The organism is Streptomyces sp. BE303 (assembly GCF_036290945.1).
Taxonomy (GTDB): domain Bacteria; phylum Actinomycetota; class Actinomycetes; order Streptomycetales; family Streptomycetaceae; genus Kitasatospora.
Genome location: NZ_JAQYWZ010000138.1, coordinates 1 through 378, shown reverse-complemented (window position 1 = coordinate 378; position 378 = coordinate 1). Strand labels below are relative to the sequence as shown.

The following is a 378-nucleotide window of genomic DNA, read 5'->3' as shown; positions in this document are numbered from 1 at the left end:
GCGAGGAGGTGGGTTCGTCGAAGGCGATGACTTTGGCGTCGCCGGTGAGGGCGCGCAGGATTTCGACGAGTTGGCGTTGGGCGGGGGTGAGTTGGGAGCCGAGGAGGTCGGGGTCGAGGACTTTGTCGAAGCCGAGGCGTGTGAGGTCGGCCGTGATGCGGCGGCGTAGTTCGGTGCGGTCGAGGCGTCGGCCGGTTTTGCGGGGCTGGGAGCCGGCGTAGCCGGTCTCGGCGACGGAGACGTGGGGGATGATCTCCGGTTCCTGCGGGATGTTGGGGATCCCGGCGGCTCGGGCCTGGGCGGGTGTCGCCAGGTCCTCCCGCTCGCCGTCGAGGACGACGTGGCCCTCGGTGGGCTGGTGGTCGCCGGTGAGGATCT

Annotated in this window: 1 protein-coding gene; it reads right to left on the bottom strand. The window is 70.4% G+C overall.

The genetic code is table 11. From position 1 onward, the window contains the following. Positions 1-378: ATP-binding cassette domain-containing protein (locus PUR56_RS00610; protein ID WP_329947393.1), on the bottom strand; the 378-nt coding region annotated here is incomplete at both ends.